Here is a 17,419-nt window from a genome sequence, read left to right as displayed (position 1 = left end):
TTAACCCTTAACTCTTAACTTCTAACCCTTAACTCTCTACAAACTTTCCGCTTTAAATCCTTTTTTCTTAATGATGTTTACCACTTCCTCTGCAGTTAACGAATCATTTTTTATGGTTAGAATTTTATCGCTAACTGTCGTATCTACTGTCCATTGTCCTTCTCCTACTGCTTCGTTTAGATCAGCTGTTACTTTACCTACACAGTTTGAGCAATTTAAATTAGTCTTGAATTGAATATTTGTATTGTCCATTTTTATATCTTTTTAATGATTATTACTAAAGCAAATGTCCTTCTTTTTCTGTTATAATCTGTTATACTATTCTTAGTATATTTTGTGAGATTTATCGTTTTCCTTTTTTTTCATTTCTTATTTACGCCTTAAACAGTAAGGCATTTCGCTGTGTTTTTATTCTTTCTTTACTAAACTTGATTTAGAATTTACTACTCCTTAGCTTGAAGTTTGCTTGGGGTTTGCTTGAAGTTTACTTGGGGGTTCTTCGAGTTTCCTTCGAGTTTCCTTGGAGTTTTACTCGATAAAAGCCCTTTTTGTCGAAGGATAGTCGAAGAAAGGTCGAAGGAAACACCTAGAAAACACCTAGAAAACTCCAAGGAAGGCCAAAGTATCTATTAATCATCCCCTACGAACGTCCGTATAAATACTCTTCTATTCTTTTTATCTTCTATTTCCTTTTTCAGCCTAGTTCTGTCCATCACACCAATAAAAAAAGTGTCTCTTTATACCAGAGACACTTTTTAAAACAAATTATAGATGAATCAAACTGTACTACATTTCTATTTTTTTCCATTTTAAGCGCAAACTATTACTCACCACACTAACACTACTTAATGCCATGGCAGCACCTGCAATCATTGGATTTAATAAGAATCCATTTACCGAATACAAGATTCCTGCGGCAATTGGAATACCAATTAAGTTATAAATAAAGGCCCAAAACAAGTTTTGTTTGATGGTGCTAACCGTTTGTTTAGACAATCGAATCGCTTGAGGAATTTTAGTCAAGTCTGAAGAAATGATTGTCATTTTTGCAACATCCATCGCAATATCACTTCCTTTCCCCATGGCAATACTCACATCTGCTGTTGCTAAGGCCGTACTGTCATTAATTCCATCTCCAACCATAGCAACCACTTTTCCTTGTTGCTGTAATTCTTTTACAAAATCAGCTTTATCCTGTGGCAGTACCTCTGCTTTATAATGTTGAATTCCTGTTTGTTTAGCGATCGCTTGTGCAGTTGCCTCATTATCTCCTGTAAGCATATACAATTGAATCCCCATGGCTTGTAACTCTTGAATAGCCTGAACTGACGTTTGCTTGATTTGATCGGAGATTGCAATAACCGCTAAAGCTTGTTTACTATCTGCAAACCAAACCACCGTTTTAGAGGCTGCCCCCCATTGAACCGCTTGTTCTTGTAAGCTATTCGCAATAGTAATCTGATGCTCTTGTAATAATTTTTTATTTCCGACATAATAGGTTTCCCCCTGATAATCCGCTTTCGCTCCTTTTCCGGTGATACTATCAAAAGCCGTAATTGTCGTTTGTTCTTCTGTTTTAAAATAAGCGACTACCGCTTCTGCCAATGGGTGCTCTGATTGTTTCTCAATACTGAGTAACACCTCTTTTCTCTCATCATTGTCCTCTAGCCATTTCATGCCTGTTACTTGAGGTCTTCCTTCTGTGATAGTTCCTGTTTTATCCAATACAATAGCAGATACATTTTTAGCCAATTCTAAACTCTCTGCATCTTTAATCAAGATTCCATGCTCTGCTCCTTTACCAACTCCTACCATAATAGCTGTTGGCGTAGCTAATCCCAAGGCACATGGACAAGCGATAACCAATACCGTTACAGCAGCCAATAAACCTTGAACAACCCCGTGTTCTCCTCCGAGTAACAACCATAAAACAAAAGTCAATATAGCGATTCCTATTACTACCGGAACGAATATCCCTGCAATCTTATCTACTAATTTTTGTACGGGTGCTTTACTTCCTTGTGCATCTTGCACCATGCGGATGATTTGCGCCAACATCGTTTCTTTCCCTACTTTAACCGCTTCAAACTGAAAACTTCCCTTTTGGTTAATTGTTCCAGCAAAAACCTTTTCTCCTTCTTTTTTCAATACTGGTACAGGTTCCCCACTCAACATACTTTCATCCACATACGAATTTCCAGTCAACACCATCCCATCTACGGCAATCTTTTCTCCTGGTTTAACAAGAAGCACCGCACCAACCTCTACTTCCTCGATTGGTATTTGTTTTTCTGTTCCGTCCGCCTGAATAACGAGTACCGTTTTAGGTTGAAGTCCCATTAATTTTTTAATTGCAGAAGAAGTATTCCCTTTCGCTTTCTCTTCCAATAATTTTCCAAGTAAGATAAAAGCGATGATTACCGCTGCCGCCTCAAAATAAACGTGTGCTTCTAATCCTCTACGCGCCCAGAAATCGGCAAATAGCATATTGAATACACTGAAAATATACGCAATTCCCGTACTCAATGCCACTAATGTATCCATATTGGCTGAGCGGTTTTTCGTTTGTTTCCATGCATTAACGAAGAAATCTTTTCCAAAATACAACAAAACTGGCGTGGAGAATAACCACATGATTTCATTACCATATGGCATATCCATAAAAAACATCCCAATGATCACCACAGGGATAGACAGGATCACTGCCCCAAACGTTTTTCGCTTTAATTGTTTGAATTTTTCAGCGTGAATCGCCTCTAAAGATTCTTGTTGTTTCGTTTCATCTACGAGTAGTAAATCATACCCAGCACCTTGTACGGCCTTTTGAAGTTGTACCGCATTCGTCAAGGTAGGTAAGTACTCTACCGTTAAATTTCCTGTAGCAAAATTCACTGAAGCATCTACAACTCCTTCTTCAAAGCTGACAATGCTCTCCGCACTGCCCGCACAAGAAGCACAAGTCATCCCTAAAACGGGAAAGGTTTGTTTTACGGTTGGTACATCATAACCTAAATCGCGCACCTTTTTTACGGCTTGTCCAATAATTTCAGGATCGGCAATTGAAATCGCTACTCGTTCATTATTCAGCTCAACCTTAGGTGACTCAATGCCTTTCACTTGAGTCAATCCTTTTTCTACAATTAAAGCACAATGTTCGCTGTGAACTTGCTCCAACGGTAGGTATACTATTTTATGTTTACTATTCGTCGTCATAATTCTACTGGTATTTGTATGATACAAATTTGGCAATTATCGACTAATAAACTGTTATGTAATTTCGGGTTTGATTTGTAACTTTTACTTATACCTCGTCTAGTGGTTTTCTTTTATTCTCGCGTATTTTCTTGAAATGACTAGGCGTTAACCCCGTTACTTTCTTAAACTGATTGCTCAAATAAGCCACGCTCGAATAGTTGAGACGTTGTGCAATTTCACTCAAAGACAATTCATCATACACCAATAATTCTTTGATTTTTTCCACTTTCTGTGCAATAAAATACTTCTCTATGGTGTTGCCTTCAATTTCAGAAAACAAGTTGGATAAATAATTGTAGTCGTGTCCTACTTCCTGACTCAAGAAATCAGATAAATTCATTTTTAACTCATTATCTTGGTAATGCACCAACTCCACAATACTCGTTTTAATACGCGCAATGAGTTGACTCTTCTTATCGTCAATAAGATAAAACCCCAAGGCAACCAAAGCTTCACTCAAGGCTTCTTTCTGTTGATTTGTTAGTTCTTCTTCCAATTCAACTTCTCCGAGTTTAATCTCTTTAATGGTCAAACCTAGTTTTTCAACTTCCTTTTGAACCATTAAAGTACAGCGATTACACACCATATTTTTGATAAACAGTACACTCATACTTTATTTTTTTGCGCAAGAATTCACCCTTCTTCTGTTGTTGTAAAAATAGTAAAAACAAGACAAGAAAGAAAGCTATTCCTCTTCCAGTACGAAATAAGCAAGAAGTAAAACGAATGCTATTTTTCTAAAATAGTTACACATTTCGCTATCTTTTACCTTTCTTCCCTTATCACAGCAAACTAAAAGGGTATTTTAGTATATTTGTAACTTACATTTTTTTGAAAACACACTGATGAAGAACCCACTCAATAAAGTAGGCATAACATTCGGGATTGTACTAGCACTTTATTACATCCTATTTAACTGTACCTTATTTTTTACAGACAAAACCCTTTTTGCAAACAAATTCGTAGGCTTTTTTAATATGGCCGTTATCATAATCATTGGCGTATTATGTGTATTTATTGCAAGAAGAAAAGTGGGCGGTTATGTAACATTTCGAGAGGCTTTTACGCCTTATTTAATTACAATTGCCATTGGTGTAACAGTAAATTACCTGATGTACAACATTTTGTTCAACCTTGTTGATCCTTCTGCGAAAGAAGTAATTAATACTGTTTTACACGATATGTTGGTTGATACTTTAAATAATTCAGGATTACCACAAGAGCAAATCAATGAACAGCTAAGTAAATCACAAGAACTCAATCAGTTTGAACCTAAGTCTCAGCTTTTTATGTGGGCAGGTAGTATTTTACGCATGTCTATTTTAGGTTTATTATTGGCTGCTATTTTCAAGAATAAATCGGAGTTCACCAATATGAATAATGACGAAGCTCAGGAAGCATCAACAGCTACTGATCAAAATAGTTAATACATGAGTATCAATATATCGATTGTCATCCCTTTGCTGAATGAGGCAGAATCTTTACCTGAGTTGTATACTTGGATTAGTAAGGTTATGCAGGAACACAACTTTACCTATGAGGTTTTATTTGTGGATGATGGTAGTACAGATAACTCGTGGAACATCATCACAACTTTATCACAGCAACATCCTGTTGTAAAAGGAATCAAGTTTCAGCGCAATTTTGGAAAATCCCAGGCGTTACATGCTGGTTTTGCACAGGCGGAAGGGGACGTTGTCATTACGATGGATGCGGACTTACAAGATAGTCCAGATGAGATTCCGGGGTTATATCACATGATTACCCAAGAGCGCTTTGATATGGTATCAGGTTGGAAGAAAAAGCGATACGATTCTGTACTCGCAAAGAATCTACCTTCTAAACTATTCAATTGGGCGGCTCGTCAAACCTCAGGGGTACAGCTTCACGATTTCAATTGTGGATTAAAAGCATACCGCAAGGAAGTCATCAAAAGTATTGATGTATCTGGTGAAATGCACCGTTATATTCCTGTCCTTGCCAAGAATGAGGGGTTTGATAAAATTGGCGAAAAAGTAGTACAACATCAAGCGAGAAAATACGGTACAACTAAATTTGGAATGAGTCGTTTTATTTATGGCTTTTTAGATTTAATCACCATTTGGTTTTTATCTAAATTTGGTAAAAGACCGATGCATCTTTTTGGTACCTTAGGGGTAATTACTTTTATGATTGGATTTTTAGCTGCTGCTGGAATTGGCGCAAGTAAACTAATCAAATTATATCAAAATAAACCGGCGATTTTGGTTACCCAAGATCCTTGGTTTTACATTGCACTGGCAACTATGATTATGGGAACGCAATTGTTCTTGGCTGGTTTCTTAGGCGAACTTATTTTACAAACGAAATCAAATACAAATAGATATAAAATTGCTGAATACAGTGGTTTAAACGAACGCTAAATTAGAAGGAAATGCAAATAGAAAAAGAAATTTTAGCAAAAGTAGAACAGTGGTTGCAACAACCCTTTGATACTGAAACGCAAGCTATTGTACAACAATTGCTTGACAGTGATCCTGTTCAATTGCAAGATAGTTTTTACAAAGACTTAGAATTTGGAACAGGTGGAATGCGTGGTGTTATGGGTGTAGGTACCAACCGCATCAATAAATACACCCTAGGAAAAAACACCCAAGGTTTATCCAACTTCATCAAACAGTCCTTTCCTAATCAAGAATTAAAAGTCGCAATCAACTATGATTGCCGTCACAATAGTAAGGAATTAGCCAAAGTTGTAGCAGATGTATTTACTGCGAACGGAATCCACGTGTATCTTTTTGGAGATATGCGTCCGACGCCTGAGTTATCTTTTGCTGTGCGCTACTATGGTTGCCAAGCGGGAATTGTTTTAACCGCTTCTCACAACCCCCCAGAATACAACGGATACAAAGTATATTGGTCTGATGGCGGACAAATTGTACCACCAGAAGATGCCGCAGTCATTGATGAAATCAATCAATTGACGTATGAGCAAATAAACTTCACTGGAAATGACACTTTAATCACAACAGTTGGAGAAGAATTAGACCGTGCATTTATTCAATCTACCATTGAAAATGCAAGTTTTAATACGCCTCAAGCCGTTAAAGACGGATTAAAAGTTGCTTATACTTCGCTTCATGGTACTTCAATCAAATTGATTCCAAGAACCTTAAAAGAAGCCGGATATAACCAGGTTTATATTGTAAAAGAACAAGAAGAACCGAATGGGGATTTCCCAACGGTAAAATCGCCAAATCCAGAAGAGCCAGAAGCCTTAACTATGGCAATGGCATTAGCGGACGAAAAAGGAGCGGATATCGTTATTGGTACAGATCCAGATTCTGACCGTATTGGTATTGGTGTTCGCGATTTAGATGGTCAGATGATTTTGCTTAATGGAAATCAAACCATGGTGATGATGACAGCGTTCTTACTAGAACAATGGAAAGTAAACCGCGGTTTTACAGGCAATGAATTTATCGGATCTACGATTGTTTCTACACCAATGATGCTAGATGTAGCAGAGAGTTATGGCGTAGAATGCAAAGTGGGATTAACTGGATTCAAATGGATTGCCAAATTCATCAAAGAATTTCCAAACCAACAATTTATTGGTGGAGGTGAAGAGAGTTTTGGCTATATGGTTGGCGATAATGTACGCGACAAAGATGCCGTAGCTTCTGCCCTACTCGTTTGTGAGATTGCAGCCCTTGCTAAAGCAGCAGGTAGCTCTTTCTACCAGGAGTTGATGAATTTATACATCGATCACCGTTACTACAAAGAGCATTTGATTTCCCTTGTGAAAAAAGGAATTTCAGGTGCACAAGAGATCAAACAAATGATGGTAGAATTACGCGAAAACCCGTTAACTGAGATCATCGGACAACGTGTGGTTTGCGTAGAAGACTATCAAACTAGCCAAGCGAGAAATCTAATCACAGGTGATACAGAATCGATTAATATTCCGAAGTCCAATGTATTGATTTACTACCTAGAAGACGGCACAAAAATAGCGGCACGTCCTAGTGGAACGGAACCAAAGATCAAATTCTATTTCAGTGTCAATGAATGGCTAGATAGCTTGGATGATATCAAAGAAGTAGAACAATTCTTAACCGATAAGATTCAGGCCATCATTGATGAAATGAAACTGAACTAAACAGCATCAAAGGACTGGTTATACCAGTCTTTTTCTTTATTTTTTGCTTTTTATATTGAACAAATATGAACGAATATTTTAAAAAAATAATCTATTTCGCTAAGCCGTATAAATCGTACGCTTATCTCAATGTTTTTTTCAACATTCTATACGCGCTTTTTAGTGCTTTAGGTTTTTTAGCCTTAATTCCCATGCTGACTATTTTGTTTGGCGATGGTAAAAAGGTACTAGTAGAACCTACTTATACGGGTATTGGGCATTTAAAGAATTATTTAGAAGACTATATGTCGTTTTTTCTAACCCAATATACAGCTGAACACGGTGCTCAAGATACATTGATGGTTATGGCTTGTGTCGTAATTTCAATATTTTTACTTAAAAACCTATTCAACTATTGGGCGATGTATTTCATCACCTTTTTGCGCAATGGAGTATTAAAAGACATTCGCAATGCGATGTATAAAAAAGCTGTGGATTTACCCTTGGCTTTTTTCTCTGAAAAACGCAAAGGAGATGTGATTTCGAGAATGACATCCGATGTATTGGAAATCCAACACTCTTTCTTATCTATTTTAGAAGTTGTAGTAAGAGAACCGTTGACCATTGTATTTACCATTATTGCTATGTTTGCCATCAGTACAGAGTTGACTATATTTGTTTTTGTCTTTGTACCAATTGCAGGAATCATCATCTCTCAAGTGGGAAAAACACTAAAGAAAAGTTCACAAAAAGCATCGGAAGAGCAAGGGTATTTTCTTTCTATTATTGAAGAATCCTTGTCTGGATTAAAAGTTATTAAGAGTTTCAATGCGGAGAAGAGATTCAACAAAAAATTTCAAGATTCAACGCAGTCTTTCTACGAATTAAATAATACTATTTTAAACCGTCAAAACTTATCCTCTCCGTTGAGTGAGTTCTTAGGAATTGTTACAATTGCTGTTTTATTGGTTTATGGTGGACACTTAGTATTAGGTGAAGGCACCCTAACAGGGGCATCATTTATTGCTTATATTGGTATGGCTTATAACATTTTAACGCCAGCTAAAGCCATGTCTAAAGCATCTTATGCCTTGAAAAGAGGAAACGCAGCTGCAGAACGTGTATTGGAAGTATTAGAAGAAAACAACCCTATTATGAGTCCGGAGCATGCGATTCAAAAAGAGAGCTTTGACGATAAGATTTCTATTGAAAACATCAGCTTTAAGTATGAGAATGATCTTGTATTAAGAGATTTTAGCTTGACGATTCCCAAAGGAAAATCGGTTGCTTTAGTTGGACAATCTGGAAGTGGTAAAAGTACATTGGCAAACTTATTGACTCGTTTTTGGGATATCAATGAGGGATCAATCAAGATTGACAATGAAGATATCCGCAATATGGACTTACACAGCTTGCGCAATTTAATTGGTTTAGTTACACAAGATAGTATCTTATTTAATGATTCCATCAAAGCCAATATGCTATTGGGCAATGAAAATGCAACCGATGAAGACATCATTGCAGCCTTGAAAGTAGCGAATGCCTATGAGTTTGTTCAGGATTTACCGCAAGGTATTGACACGAATATTGGTGATTCGGGGAGTAAGTTATCTGGTGGACAAAAACAGCGTTTATCGATTGCTCGAGCGGTATTGAAAAACCCGCCAATCATGGTATTGGATGAGGCGACTTCTGCTTTAGATACAGAAAGCGAGAAACTGGTACAAGACGCATTGGAAAACATGATGAAGAACCGTACTTCTGTCGTGATTGCCCACCGTTTATCTACCATTCAAAATGCGGACTTAATCGTTGTGATGCAAAAAGGAAAAATTGTAGAACAAGGAACGCATGAAGAATTAATGAAACAAAATGGAACGTATATGAAACTCGTTTCTTTACAATCCTTTGAATAAACAATCAAAATTCAACCCGCTTTTATCTCATTTAACAGCGGGTTTGTTTTTTTTATCTCTAATTTAAGATATATCCTTACGACTTTTCGTACCTTGTATGTTTGCGCTTTAATCTGATGTACAAGTCGATCGATTAACCCAATAAAGCTATGGAAACAACAAACACTCCTCAAGTCATTCCTTCTATTTTAGATAATGACTTCTATAAATTCACCATGCAACATGCTGTGGTAAAGCAATTTCCCTATGCAAAAGCATCGTATATTTTTATTAACCGCGGGCAACATAAATACCCTCCTGGATTTGCAGAAGCGCTACGAGCAGCCGTAGATGAAATGGCGAAGCTCAAGTTGACCAAACAAGAGAAATTATTTCTTCAAGTGACTTGTCCCTATTTAGATCCGACTTATTTGGATTTCTTACAAGGATATCACTTTGATCCGTCGGAAGTGGAAATCACACAAGAAGGAGAAGATTTAGAAGTAGCCATTAAAGGTTATTGGTATCGAACGATTCTTTGGGAGGTACCGTTGATGTCTATGATTTGTGAATTGTATTACAAATTGACTGGATCTGAGAGAGAATCAGATGACATCATTCGAGCAAAGACGAAAGAGAAAATTGAAAATTATAAAAAATTAGGAATTACCATTGCTGAATTTGGTACGAGACGAAGACATTCGTATGCGGTTCATCAAGTTGTAGTGGAAACCTTACAACAGTATGGCGGAGGAACGTTCATCGGAACGAGTAATGTTCATTTAGCGATGAAATACTGCACGAAACCTATTGGAACGCATGCACATGAATGGTTTATGTTTCACGCGGCTAAATATGGCTTTAAAATGGCGAATTCCATGGGATTAGAACATTGGGTTGACACGTATAGAGGAGATTTAGGAATCGCCTTAACGGATACGTATACAAGCAAGGTGTTCTTTGAATCCTTTGACAAAAAATTTGCTAAGCTTTTTGATGGGGTACGCCATGACAGTGGGGATCCTATTGAATTTGCCAATCAAACCATCGCTCATTACAAGATGATGAATATCGATCCGCTATCCAAAACCATTATTTTTTCGGACGGATTAAACCCTGAAAAAGTGGAACGCATTGCGACATATTGTAAAAATCGCATTGGCATGTCCTTTGGTATTGGTACCGATTTCACGAATGACGCAGGATTACCTGCCTTGAATATTGTCATCAAAATGTCGCAAGCCTTCCCAGAAGGTGGGCCTTGGACCGATGTAGTGAAACTTTCAGATGAGCCTAAAAAACATACTGGGACGCCTGAAATGATCGATTTAGCACAGCGTTTATTGGATATTCCAACGACGTAATACAATTACTTCACGTTGAACGTGAATATTTTGAATTAAAACATATTATATTAGACATAAAAGTCTATTTTTGCAAAAAATTTAATTTTAGAACAAATGGCAACGAACAGAACTTTTACAATGATTAAACCAGATGCAGTAGAGGCTGGTCATATCGGTGGAATCCTTAACATGATTACAGAAGCAGGATTTAAAATTGTTTCTATGAAGTTAACTCAATTAACAGTTAGAGACGCACAAAAATTCTACGAAGTACACGCTGAAAGACCTTTCTATGGTGAATTAGTTGAATTCATGTCAAGAGGTCCAATCGTAGCAGCTATTTTAGAAAAAGATAACGCTGTTGAAGATTTCAGAAAATTAATCGGAGCAACTAACCCTGCTGAGGCAGCGGAAGGAACAATCCGTAAAAAATACGCTAAATCAATTGGAGAAAATGCTGTTCACGGATCTGACAGCGATGAAAATGCAGCAATCGAAGGTGCATTCCATTTCTCAGGTAGAGAGCAATTCTAATTCATTTAGAAGCTAAAAATTACGAAACCACGAACTATGTTCGTGGTTTTTTTGTGTTTTTATTTTTGAAATCAAAACAACAAAATGCATAAACAATTCAAACAAAACAATAAAATTTAACATTTAAATACAAAAATACATAGAAAAATAATCATAAATTAGGTTTATTATCAATTTTAAACCTATACCCTAATGAAAAAAAAATTATTATTTTTAGTTGTATTGAGCTCCTTAATAGGCTGTTCAAATGATTTCTCTTCTTCCAAAGTTAAATTCGAAAATGATAAGTAAAAAATCCTTTGATGAAAACAGTACATCTCAAACTTTTCTTTCCAAGAAATTGGTATCACGCTCGAAAGCTCAAGATTTATGCTAATAATAAAAAACTAGCTTGGATTATGCATAATCAAACGATTGAGATTCAAATTCCAAAAGAGACTCAATCCTTAGAGTGGAAACTTGATTATTTTAAGAATACTATTTCTCTACCGAATAAGAAGCAGCCTCTCTACATTCTTTTATCTATGAATGTCGGAAGAGGGACGCTACAGCTGTATTTAAAAACACTCAAACGAAAATGTATCCAAGGTAAAATTGTAACTCAAGAAGAATTTGAAAATAGTACGAGTACTACCATTTATCAAAATGACCAAGAATGGTTTCCTCGCATTCAACTAGATAAATCCATTCTTTTCATTGGGCTTCTAATAGGTATTATCAGCTTAGTGTATGCCGTTTTCATGCAAACCGAATGGAGAGACATTGTATTTCTATTAGGAGGTGGAACCATCCTATCGCTTTTGATTTTAATCTTTGAAAAGAACAAGATTGCTCTCGGCGAATATAAAAATCGAATGTGGGCTTCCATTGGTAGCTTTATCTTAACCATCTTTCTGATTCCTACCCATGATTTTGCTATTCAAATGCTACTAATTATCCTAACGATTGGTTTTATTCTGCGTTTTTTACTTCACATAAAAAAACTACAAGCTAAATAATGGACTACTTCCATTATACTAAAAGCGCCAATACATAGGTCGTATTGGCGCTTTTAGCTTATCTGTTTTTACTTAATAATTGTGATACGATCATCGTGATGCGATTGATCCCACATTACTACATCGTTATAGAACAGTTTATCTTTAACAAAACTATTTTTTCCTCTCTTTGCATGAACTTCAATTTTATCTGTATCTCCATTTGGTAAAGCAATATAGACGATACTCTTTGTTCTATCATTTGAAAAATAGTTATAAATAAACCAGATAAAATACTTCTTTTGTCCCCTCTCCTCCATCATAGTTACAAAATGACTGGTTTTCTCATCTGCAATCGAAATGGAATTTCCATCTTCATCCATAGTGAAAATTGTAATTTCGTCCGTTTTCCATGCTTCTGGTGTCAAAGGGTTTAGCAAATCCTCTCCCCTTTTATTTTTGTATTCAATTTTAAAACCCAAATCTACATTGGTACTAGAATTAGTATTTACATCCTCACTACCGCATGAAATCAACCCTATGGTACTCAAAAAAACAAATAAAATAAATAGTTTTTCTTTCATATTGAAATATTTTTAAAAGATTAATAATCAATACATTAAAATCAAAAACTATACCGTATTTAACATTATTTTATATAAACAGGCTAATCTGTATATCTTTTTATAAAAATACCTTTACAAGGTTCTTCTCATTTTATTCAAATCCAAACGATCCTTCCCTCAAGAAAAATACAGCAATACACATACTCAAAGAAAAAACCCATTTTAAATACAATAAGTAAAGTATTTTAACAATAATATTTTTCATATACCAAACCCAATACGTATATTAGACTGATTTATCATTTTTACAATTCATTATAATGAAACAAAAATATTCTTACTGCATGTATTTTATTTCAAAGTTCAGATAGGCTTTACCTCTATGCGCTCTAATTGAGTGGGTGTAGCTGTTTTTTTGATGAAGGCGTTGCAGTACATTTTTATTCTACTCTACGTTTAATCAAAATTTTCTATTATGAAAACGGTACACCTCAAACTCTTCTTTCCCAAAAACTGGAATCGAACCAAGCAGCTAGAAATTTATCATCAGCAGGAACTACTTGCTTCCGTCAGGCCAAATGAATCTATTGTTATTCAACTCCCCCAGGAAGCAACCTCCATCCATTGGAAACTCAGTCATTTTAAAAACTCCATTGCTCTTCCCGAAGAAGATAGTGTCTATTTACTTTTATCCATGGACTTAGGAGAAGGTTTTATACAACCTTATTTCAAAACCTGGCAATCCAAGTGCATTCAAGGTAGGATTGTTTCGCAAGTGGAGTTTGAACAAAGTAATCAAGCGACCTGTTATCCAAATAAACAAACCTCGCTTCCTATTGCCAAACTAGATCGACCGATTCTTTACATTGGCCTCCTAATTGGCGTAATCAGCTTACTCTATGCCATCTATGCGCAAACGACTTGGAGCGCCTTATTGTTTTTATTGAGTGGTGGAACCATCGTCTCCTTATTGATTTTGATTTTTGAAAAAAACAACGTTGCCTTAGGAGATTATAAAGGGCGTATGTGGGCTTCGATTGGTAGTTTTATTCTTATTATCTTAATGATTCCCAAGCAAGATTACTCCATTCAGATTCTATTATTTATCCTAACGATGGGTTTCGTCCTGCGTTTTTTATATCATATTCGAAAATTACATGCAACCAAACAACTACACTAAACCACTATAAAAAGCCCCAATAAACACATTCATTTATTGGGGCTTTTGTTTTGTATTACCGTTTCCTTTTTCAAGGTTTTTTTCTTTCCACTAAAAGAGACTCAACTCTAATTGATTCACGAAATCATAGAGGATGCGATACCCTACTACTGAGTTTCCATGTTGATCTAACGCTGGATTGAATACTCCAATTCCCATTTTATTGGGTACACTTACAGCGATTCCTCCTCCTACACCAGATTTACTCGGTAAACCCACTGTTCTGGCATATTCTCCACTAAAATCATACATTCCTGCGATTAGCATTTGCGCTTGAATTAATCGGGCTAAATCGCGGTTATAATATGTTTTATCCCCGTCAAAACGCGTGCAGCCATTGGCATAGAAATAACCAATTTTAGCTAAATCTTCTGCAGTTACCTCAATAGAACATTGCTTGAAATAATTGTCTAATTTATTTTCTTCTCCTTCGATTAAACCATTGTTTTTCAATAAATAGAAAATCCCTCTGTTGCGGTGTCCTGTTTCTTTTTCAGATAGATAAACCGCTTCATTCATCACAATCGATTCATTTTTCGTAATATAACGAAGCATGTTTAGTATTTTTTGATAGGCAACCTCCCCTTCTCCTTCAATGAAAGCCGTAGTTAATATAGCCCCTGCATTCATCATGGGATTTAAGGGTTTACCTGCTGTTTCTAAATTCGCATAGTGATTGAACGCCTTTTCAGTTCCATAATATCCAATGCGATCATATAATGCTTTCTCTCCCTTTTCTTGTACTGCAATCATCAAAGCAATTACTTTCGAAATACTTTGGATGGTAAACTTTGCCTTTACATCTCCTACATTGATGATTTCACCATTGGATTTTACAACAGAAAAAGCCACGGCCTGTGGGTTTGCTTTTCCGAGTTCAGGAATATAATCTGCTACTTTTCCTTCTTTGTAATAGGCTTTATCTTGATTTACTATTTGTTGCATCAGCTCCATTGTAATTTGCTGATCTAATTTCGTTTGACTTTTCTGTGCTACACTTTGATTCACCTGACTGATTCCTACCAACATAACCAATAGTACTATTTTTTGTATTCTTACTATATTCATCTTTCTTAAAAGCATTTATTAGTTTATATTTTTACTTCTAATAACCTTGCCTGATTCTGTTTCAATAAATTGATCTACAAATTGAATTTCTTTGGGTCTTTCGTATTTGGTTAATCCATCAAAAACATCCTCTGCCAAGGCATACGGTTGACTTTCAATAACTAATACAACAATAGTACCAAAATAATCATCTGCTTTACCTCCAACAAAAAAACGCGCCTTTATTTTAGTTGCTAATTTTTCTTCTATTTGTTCTGGAAATAACTTGACTCCACCGCTATTAATCACGTGATCAAAACGCCCTAACCACTCAAATTGCTTGGCATTAATCAATCGAACCAAATCATTCGTCACAACGGGATGAGGATTAACCGTTGGTGCATCAATCACCAAACAACCGCGTTCATCCGTTTGAATCGCTGCATGTGGTAAAACGTCAAAATAAGGCGTTCCGATTTTCTTTGCTGCAATATGGGTAATCGTTTCCGTCATCCCATAGGTCTCATATACTTGTGTACTTTTCTCTTGTAATTTTTGTGCCAAAATAGGAGATACTTTTGCCCCGCCAATAATAAGCGTTTCAATTTGATCCATTTCTGCTAAGCTATTTTCCACTTGCATCGGTACCATCGCAACAAAGTTATACGATGTTTTTGTATCAGCTAATGGTCGTGCAGTGGGTCTACAAACGTCTAATTCCCATCCAAATAAAAGGGAACGAATAAACATCAACTTCCCACCAACAAATTGCGTTGACATACACAAAAGCGCTTTACTTCCTTCTTGTACGTCAAAAAAACGAACCGTTGCTTCTGCTGAGGCACGCATTGCTGCTTTTTCTAAGTGGATTTCTTTTGGTGGCCCCGTAGTACCCGATGTACGCTGTATCATATAAGCTTTATCATCGAACCAAGCGCAAATCAATTGTCCCAAATCGCGAAGATAATCTTCTGGTGATTGCAGCATGATTAAGGCTTCTTGTTCAAGAGAATCCACCGTATGTGTCACTCCGTTTAATTTAAATTGGGGGTGAATATAGTTGTTATTCATAAACTAAAACATCATAAAATTTAAGCGACTCTACCCAATAAACGATTTTTCCAATCTTTCCATTGGTATCTTTTGGCGAAAATCACCAATAAAATGGGGTAGAAAATAAATACTTGCCAAATAAATTCCCAAACAGATACTTGTTCTTGTTCAGCAATATTTAAAAATAAGGAATTTGTTTGGAAAACAGTCCAACTGGAAGTCACTAATAGTGCACCGATCAAATTATTAGCTGCATGGAACCCCAATGCTAGTTCTAATCCATCATCCATCAACGTCATAATTCCCAAGAAAAAACCAGTCCCGATATAGTAAACCATAATTCCACCTCCTAATGTTTCCACTTCGGGATTCGCTAAGTGCAATAAACCAAAGATAACAGAGGTAACAATCAGAGCAATTCCTCTATTTCTGGTTGCTAATCCAACTCCTTGCATCAAATATCCTCTAAAAAAATACTCTTCAAAACTGGTTTGAATCGGAATAAAAATTAGCGCAATAACAAAGAATCCGAGAAAAGCGGGTAGATTAAAATTAAAAACAAAGTTCGTTGGGTTTAAAAAATAACTGATAATAAAACTCGTAAGAATCAATATTGTTTGGCAAGCAAAGGCAAATCCAAAGCGCTTCAAATCAATTTTTGTTCGGGATGTAGTTAAGCTAACGAGTGATTGTTTGTGAACAAATAAAACCCACAAAGCCAATAATAGCAAAAAAATAGAAAATGGAACGATTAATTGAAAAAACGCCATATTTTTTCCTAAAATCTCAACTTGGGAATTCAGTAATTCTTTCGTGGAAATCGAAGAATATTTTGTAACTAACCAGTTTACAAACATAATCATCAAATAAAAGAAGGTAAACGGAACATAATACAGTATTTGCCTCTTACTTACTTGATGATGTAGTTGATCGATGTATTTCATTTTTCAAAAAAATTGCTATATTTGAGAACAAACCCTAACACTTATGATTACAATTTATCACAATCCTCGTTGCAGTAAATCAAGAGAAAGTATTGCGTTTATGGAACAACAAGGTGTAGCCTACAAAATTATAAAATATTTGGATGCAAACCTCAGTTATGACGATATTAAAGCGTTACTCCAAAAGTTAAACTACTCCCCTATTGAGCTGGTACGAACCAAAGATGCGTTCTGGCAAGAAAACTTTGCAGCTAAAACACTTTCTGATGATGAAATTATCCAAGCGATGGTTGATTATCCACAGATTATAGAACGACCTGTAGTTGTAAATGGATCCAAAGCAATCGTAGCAAGACCAACAGAAAAAATTTACCAGATTCTTTAATTAACGTTATTTTAACAAATAAGTTATTAAACCAAAGGATCAAATTATAGTCTAAGTTTAAGAAAAGTAAACTAAACG

General features: G+C 35.9%; 16 protein-coding genes. 9 read left to right on the top strand and 7 right to left on the bottom strand.

Going from position 1 to position 17,419, the window contains the following annotated elements; genetic code table 11:
• Window positions 1-36 precede the first annotated feature (36 nt).
• The 3 genes from ACUTSE_RS06960 to ACUTSE_RS06950 form a co-directional block, all read right to left on the bottom strand.
• Window positions 37-252: a hypothetical protein gene (locus tag ACUTSE_RS06960; RefSeq protein ID WP_445639677.1), complete on the bottom strand. Its 216-nt coding sequence runs from the start codon at window positions 250-252 to the stop codon at window positions 37-39.
• Window positions 253-786: 534 nt separating this feature from the next.
• Window positions 787-3,213 carry a heavy metal translocating P-type ATPase gene (locus ACUTSE_RS06955; protein WP_445639676.1) on the bottom strand — a complete coding sequence of 809 codons (2,427 nt, stop codon included), beginning with the start codon at window positions 3,211-3,213 and terminating at the stop codon, window positions 787-789.
• An 88-nt stretch (window positions 3,214-3,301) separates the two neighbouring features.
• The gene (locus tag ACUTSE_RS06950; RefSeq protein WP_445639675.1) at window positions 3,302-3,865 is read right to left on the bottom strand and encodes a helix-turn-helix domain-containing protein; all 564 of its coding nucleotides are present in this window, start codon (window positions 3,863-3,865) and stop codon (window positions 3,302-3,304) included.
• Between the two features lie 235 nt (window positions 3,866-4,100).
• On the opposite strand from ACUTSE_RS06950, the gene ACUTSE_RS06945 reads away from it, so the two are divergent.
• The 7 genes from ACUTSE_RS06945 (at window position 4,101) to ACUTSE_RS06915 (ending at window position 12,148) form a co-directional block, all read left to right on the top strand.
• The gene (locus ACUTSE_RS06945; RefSeq protein WP_115091195.1) at window positions 4,101-4,682 is read left to right on the top strand and encodes a DUF4199 domain-containing protein; all 582 of its coding nucleotides are present in this window, start codon (window positions 4,101-4,103) and stop codon (window positions 4,680-4,682) included.
• A gap of 9 nt (window positions 4,683-4,691) precedes the next feature.
• Window positions 4,692-5,657: a glycosyltransferase family 2 protein gene (locus tag ACUTSE_RS06940; RefSeq protein ID WP_445639765.1), complete on the top strand. Its 966-nt coding sequence runs from the start codon at window positions 4,692-4,694 to the stop codon at window positions 5,655-5,657.
• A gap of 11 nt (window positions 5,658-5,668) precedes the next feature.
• The gene (locus tag ACUTSE_RS06935; RefSeq protein WP_445639674.1) at window positions 5,669-7,396 is read left to right on the top strand and encodes a phospho-sugar mutase; all 1,728 of its coding nucleotides are present in this window, start codon (window positions 5,669-5,671) and stop codon (window positions 7,394-7,396) included.
• A gap of 65 nt (window positions 7,397-7,461) precedes the next feature.
• Entirely contained in the window at window positions 7,462-9,291 is a 1,830-nt protein-coding gene (locus ACUTSE_RS06930; RefSeq protein ID WP_445639673.1) for an ABC transporter ATP-binding protein, read from the top strand.
• A gap of 149 nt (window positions 9,292-9,440) precedes the next feature.
• Entirely contained in the window at window positions 9,441-10,634 is a 1,194-nt protein-coding gene (gene pncB, locus ACUTSE_RS06925; protein WP_115091203.1) for a nicotinate phosphoribosyltransferase, read from the top strand.
• A gap of 96 nt (window positions 10,635-10,730) precedes the next feature.
• Window positions 10,731-11,150, top strand: a complete 420-nt coding sequence (locus tag ACUTSE_RS06920) for a nucleoside-diphosphate kinase (RefSeq protein WP_002986848.1) — start codon at window positions 10,731-10,733, stop codon at window positions 11,148-11,150.
• A 302-nt stretch (window positions 11,151-11,452) separates the two neighbouring features.
• Window positions 11,453-12,148 (top strand): hypothetical protein, encoded by a 696-nt coding sequence (locus tag ACUTSE_RS06915; RefSeq protein WP_445639672.1) that lies wholly within the window; start codon window positions 11,453-11,455, stop codon window positions 12,146-12,148.
• Window positions 12,149-12,216: 68 nt separating this feature from the next.
• Here the strand turns inward: ACUTSE_RS06915 and ACUTSE_RS06910 are convergent, their stop codons facing one another.
• Entirely contained in the window at window positions 12,217-12,711 is a 495-nt protein-coding gene (locus tag ACUTSE_RS06910) for a hypothetical protein (RefSeq protein WP_445639671.1), read from the bottom strand.
• Between the two features lie 457 nt (window positions 12,712-13,168).
• Between ACUTSE_RS06910 and ACUTSE_RS06905 the strand changes: the two genes are divergently transcribed.
• The gene (locus tag ACUTSE_RS06905) at window positions 13,169-13,873 is read left to right on the top strand and encodes a hypothetical protein (RefSeq protein ID WP_445639670.1); all 705 of its coding nucleotides are present in this window, start codon (window positions 13,169-13,171) and stop codon (window positions 13,871-13,873) included.
• 90 nt (window positions 13,874-13,963) lie between these two features.
• On the opposite strand, the gene glsA is transcribed toward ACUTSE_RS06905, so the two are convergent.
• Genes glsA through ACUTSE_RS06890 form a run of 3 tightly spaced genes read right to left on the bottom strand, consistent with a single transcriptional unit; the run spans window position 13,964 to window position 16,956 of the window.
• The gene (glsA, locus tag ACUTSE_RS06900) at window positions 13,964-14,995 is read right to left on the bottom strand and encodes a glutaminase A (protein ID WP_445639669.1); all 1,032 of its coding nucleotides are present in this window, start codon (window positions 14,993-14,995) and stop codon (window positions 13,964-13,966) included.
• A 3-nt stretch (window positions 14,996-14,998) separates the two neighbouring features.
• Window positions 14,999-16,030, bottom strand: coding sequence for an AMP-binding protein (locus ACUTSE_RS06895; RefSeq protein ID WP_445639668.1), 1,032 nt, complete (start codon window positions 16,028-16,030; stop codon window positions 14,999-15,001).
• 20 nt (window positions 16,031-16,050) lie between these two features.
• Window positions 16,051-16,956: a lysostaphin resistance A-like protein gene (locus tag ACUTSE_RS06890; RefSeq protein WP_445639667.1), complete on the bottom strand. Its 906-nt coding sequence runs from the start codon at window positions 16,954-16,956 to the stop codon at window positions 16,051-16,053.
• A gap of 43 nt (window positions 16,957-16,999) precedes the next feature.
• On the opposite strand from ACUTSE_RS06890, the gene arsC reads away from it, so the two are divergent.
• On the top strand, window positions 17,000-17,341 hold the full coding sequence (gene arsC / locus ACUTSE_RS06885; RefSeq protein WP_002986868.1) for an arsenate reductase (glutaredoxin): 342 nt from the start codon (window positions 17,000-17,002) through the stop codon (window positions 17,339-17,341).
• Window positions 17,342-17,419: the final 78 nt, after the last annotated feature.

It is taken from the genome of Myroides sp. TSA_177.3, from assembly GCF_052691955.1.
Note: the sequence above shows the minus strand (reverse complement) of the source record. Positions and strands in the feature narration are given on the sequence as shown.

Bases quoted from the DNA above. Each gene is read 5' to 3' on its own strand.
- ACUTSE_RS06960 (WP_445639677.1), bottom strand. From the start codon at position 252: ATGGACAATACAAATATTCAATTCAAGACTAATTTAAATTGCTCAAAC.
- ACUTSE_RS06890 (WP_445639667.1), bottom strand. From the start codon at position 16,956: ATGAAATACATCGATCAACTACATCATCAAGTAAGTAAGAGGCAAATA.
- ACUTSE_RS06895 (WP_445639668.1), bottom strand. From the start codon at position 16,030: ATGAATAACAACTATATTCACCCCCAATTTAAATTAAACGGAGTGACA.
- ACUTSE_RS06910 (WP_445639671.1), bottom strand. From the start codon at position 12,711: ATGAAAGAAAAACTATTTATTTTATTTGTTTTTTTGAGTACCATAGGG.
- ACUTSE_RS06905 (WP_445639670.1), top strand. From the start codon at position 13,169: ATGAAAACGGTACACCTCAAACTCTTCTTTCCCAAAAACTGGAATCGA.
- ACUTSE_RS06955 (WP_445639676.1), bottom strand. From the start codon at position 3,213: ATGACGACGAATAGTAAACATAAAATAGTATACCTACCGTTGGAGCAA.
- ACUTSE_RS06915 (WP_445639672.1), top strand. From the start codon at position 11,453: ATGAAAACAGTACATCTCAAACTTTTCTTTCCAAGAAATTGGTATCAC.
- arsC (WP_002986868.1), top strand. From the start codon at position 17,000: ATGATTACAATTTATCACAATCCTCGTTGCAGTAAATCAAGAGAAAGT.
- glsA (WP_445639669.1), bottom strand. From the start codon at position 14,995: ATGCTTTTAAGAAAGATGAATATAGTAAGAATACAAAAAATAGTACTA.
- ACUTSE_RS06930 (WP_445639673.1), top strand. From the start codon at position 7,462: ATGAACGAATATTTTAAAAAAATAATCTATTTCGCTAAGCCGTATAAA.
- ACUTSE_RS06945 (WP_115091195.1), top strand. From the start codon at position 4,101: ATGAAGAACCCACTCAATAAAGTAGGCATAACATTCGGGATTGTACTA.
- ACUTSE_RS06935 (WP_445639674.1), top strand. From the start codon at position 5,669: ATGCAAATAGAAAAAGAAATTTTAGCAAAAGTAGAACAGTGGTTGCAA.
- pncB (WP_115091203.1), top strand. From the start codon at position 9,441: ATGGAAACAACAAACACTCCTCAAGTCATTCCTTCTATTTTAGATAAT.
- ACUTSE_RS06920 (WP_002986848.1), top strand. From the start codon at position 10,731: ATGGCAACGAACAGAACTTTTACAATGATTAAACCAGATGCAGTAGAG.
- ACUTSE_RS06950 (WP_445639675.1), bottom strand. From the start codon at position 3,865: ATGAGTGTACTGTTTATCAAAAATATGGTGTGTAATCGCTGTACTTTA.